The sequence below is a fragment of the Brevundimonas sp. genome, assembly GCF_024711105.1.
Lineage (GTDB): Bacteria > Pseudomonadota > Alphaproteobacteria > Caulobacterales > Caulobacteraceae > Brevundimonas.
On sequence record NZ_JANJTL010000001.1, the window covers coordinates 1 to 2,784 of the forward strand.

Sequence of the window (2,784 nt, forward strand, 5' to 3'; positions counted from 1 at the left end):
GACATCGACAACCTGGGCAACCGCCGGGTGCGTTCGGTCGGCGAACTGCTGGAGAACCAGTACCGCGTCGGCCTGCTGCGCATGGAGCGGGCGATCAAGGAGCGCATGTCGTCGGTCGATATCGACACGGTCATGCCGCACGACCTGATCAACGCCAAGCCGGCGGCGGCGGCGGTGCGTGAGTTCTTCGGCAGCTCGCAGCTGTCGCAGTTCATGGACCAGACCAACCCGCTGTCGGAAATCACCCACAAGCGCCGCCTGTCGGCGCTCGGCCCGGGCGGTCTGACGCGCGAGCGCGCGGGCTTTGAAGTCCGCGACGTGCACCCGACCCACTACGGCCGGATCTGCCCGATCGAAACGCCGGAAGGCCCGAACATCGGCCTGATCAACTCTCTGGCCACCCACGCGCGGGTCAACAAGTACGGCTTCATCGAGAGCCCGTACCGCCGCGTCGTCGACGGCAAGGCGACCGAAGAGGTCGTCTACATGTCGGCCATGGAAGAGGCGAAGCACGTCATCGCCCAGGCCAACATCCCGCTGTCGCCCAAGGGCGAGCTGCTGGACGACCTGGCCCAGGTTCGCATTTCGGGCGACGTGACCCTGGCCCCGAAGGCGGACGTCGACTTCATGGACGTGTCGCCCAAGCAGGTGGTGTCGGTGGCCGCGGCCCTGATCCCCTTCCTTGAGAACGACGACGCCAACCGCGCGCTGATGGGCTCGAACATGCAGCGCCAGGCGGTGCCGCTGGTCCAGGCCGACGCGCCGCTGGTCGGCACCGGCATGGAAGACGTGGTCGCCATCGACTCCGGCGCCGTCGTCATCGCCCGCCGCGCCGGCGTGGTCGAGCAGATCGACGGGACCCGTATCGTCGTGCGCGCCACCGAGGAGACCGACGCCTCGAAGTCCGGCGTCGACATCTATCGTCTGTCGAAGTTCCAGCGTTCGAACCAGAACACCTGCATCAACCAGCGCCCGATCGTGCGTGTGGGCGACGTGGTGAAGGCCGGCGACGTCATCGCCGACGGCCCGTCGACGGACCTGGGCGAACTGGCCCTGGGCCGCAACGCGCTCGTCGCGTTCATGCCCTGGAACGGCTACAACTTCGAAGACTCGATCCTGATCTCCGAGCGCATCGTGCGCGACGACGTCTTCACCTCGATCCACATCGAGGAGTTCGAGGTCATGGCCCGCGACACCAAGCTGGGCCCGGAAGAGATCACCCGCGACATCCCGAACGTCGGCGAGGAAGCCCTTCGCAACCTCGACGAGGCCGGCATCGTGGCGATCGGCGCCGAGGTCCAGCCGGGCGACATCCTGGTCGGCAAGGTGACGCCGAAGGGCGAAAGCCCCATGACCCCGGAAGAGAAGCTGCTGCGCGCCATCTTCGGCGAGAAGGCTTCGGACGTGCGTGACACCTCGCTGCGGCTGCCGCCGGGCGTGGCCGGCACAATCGTCGAGGTGCGGGTGTTCAACCGCCACGGCGTCGAGAAGGACGAGCGCGCGCTCGCCATCGAGCGCGAGGAGATCGAGCGTCTCGGCAAGGACCGCGACGACGAGCTCGCCATCCTTGAGCGCAACGTCTACGGCCGCCTGCAGACCCTGCTGGTCGGCAAGAACGCGACCTCGGGTCCGAAGGGCCTGGGCCGCGGCGCGGTCACGGCCGAGAAGCTGGCCGACATCTCGCGTGGCCTGTGGTGGCAGGTGGCTCTCGACGACGAGAAGGCCATGGCCGAGCTCGAAGCCATGAAGCGCCAGTTCGAGGACGCCCGTAAGCGTCTGGACCGCCGCTTCGAGGACAAGGTCGAGAAGCTGCAGCGCGGCGACGAACTGCCGCCGGGCGTGATGAAGATGGTCAAGGTCTTCGTCGCGGTGAAGCGCAAGCTTCAGCCGGGCGACAAGATGGCCGGCCGTCACGGCAACAAGGGCGTCATTTCCAAGATCCTGCCGATCGAGGACATGCCCTACCTGGAGGACGGCACTTCGGTCGACGTGGTGCTGAACCCGCTGGGCGTGCCGTCGCGCATGAACGTCGGCCAGATCTTCGAAACCCACCTCGGCTGGGCCGCGGCGGGTCTGGGCAAGCAGATCGCGAGCCTGCTCGAAGCCTGGCAGAACGGCGGACAGAAGAAGGCGCTCATCGAGCGGCTGACCGAGGTCTACGGCAAGGACACCCCCCTGCCGGACGACGAAGGCGAGCTGCTGGAACTGGCCCGGAACCTGTCGAAGGGCGTGCCCTTCGCGACCCCGGTGTTCGACGGCGCCCACATCAGCGACATCGAGGATCTCCTCGAGGCCGCGGGCCTGAACCGCACCGGCCAGTCGATCCTGTTCGACGGCCAGACGGGCGACCAGTTCAAGCGTCCGGTCACGGTCGGCTACATCTACATGCTGAAGCTGCACCACCTGGTGGACGACAAGATCCACGCCCGCTCGATCGGCCCGTACTCGCTGGTCACCCAGCAGCCGCTGGGCGGCAAGGCGCAGTTCGGCGGCCAGCGCTTCGGGGAGATGGAGGTCTGGGCTCTGGAAGCCTACGGCGCCGCCTACACCCTGCAGGAGATGCTGACGGTGAAGTCGGACGACGTGGCCGGCCGGACCAAGGTCTACGAGGCCATCGTCCGCGGCGACGACAGCTTCGAAGCCGGCATTCCCGAGAGCTTCAACGTGCTCGTCAAGGAAATGCGCTCGCTGGGCCTGAACGTGGAGCTGGAGAACGGCTGATCCGAACCCTAGCCCTCTCCCGCCCGAGGCGGGGGAGGGCGGATCGCCCGCTTTCCCTCAGAG

At 67.3% G+C, this 2,784-nt stretch carries 1 protein-coding gene; it reads left to right on the forward strand.

Annotated features, from left to right (window positions below):
* The coding region (gene rpoB / locus Q0M60_RS00005; protein WP_296814300.1) for a DNA-directed RNA polymerase subunit beta at window positions 1-2,721 on the forward strand (2,721 nt) is incomplete at its 5' end.
* Window positions 2,722-2,784: the final 63 nt, after the last annotated feature.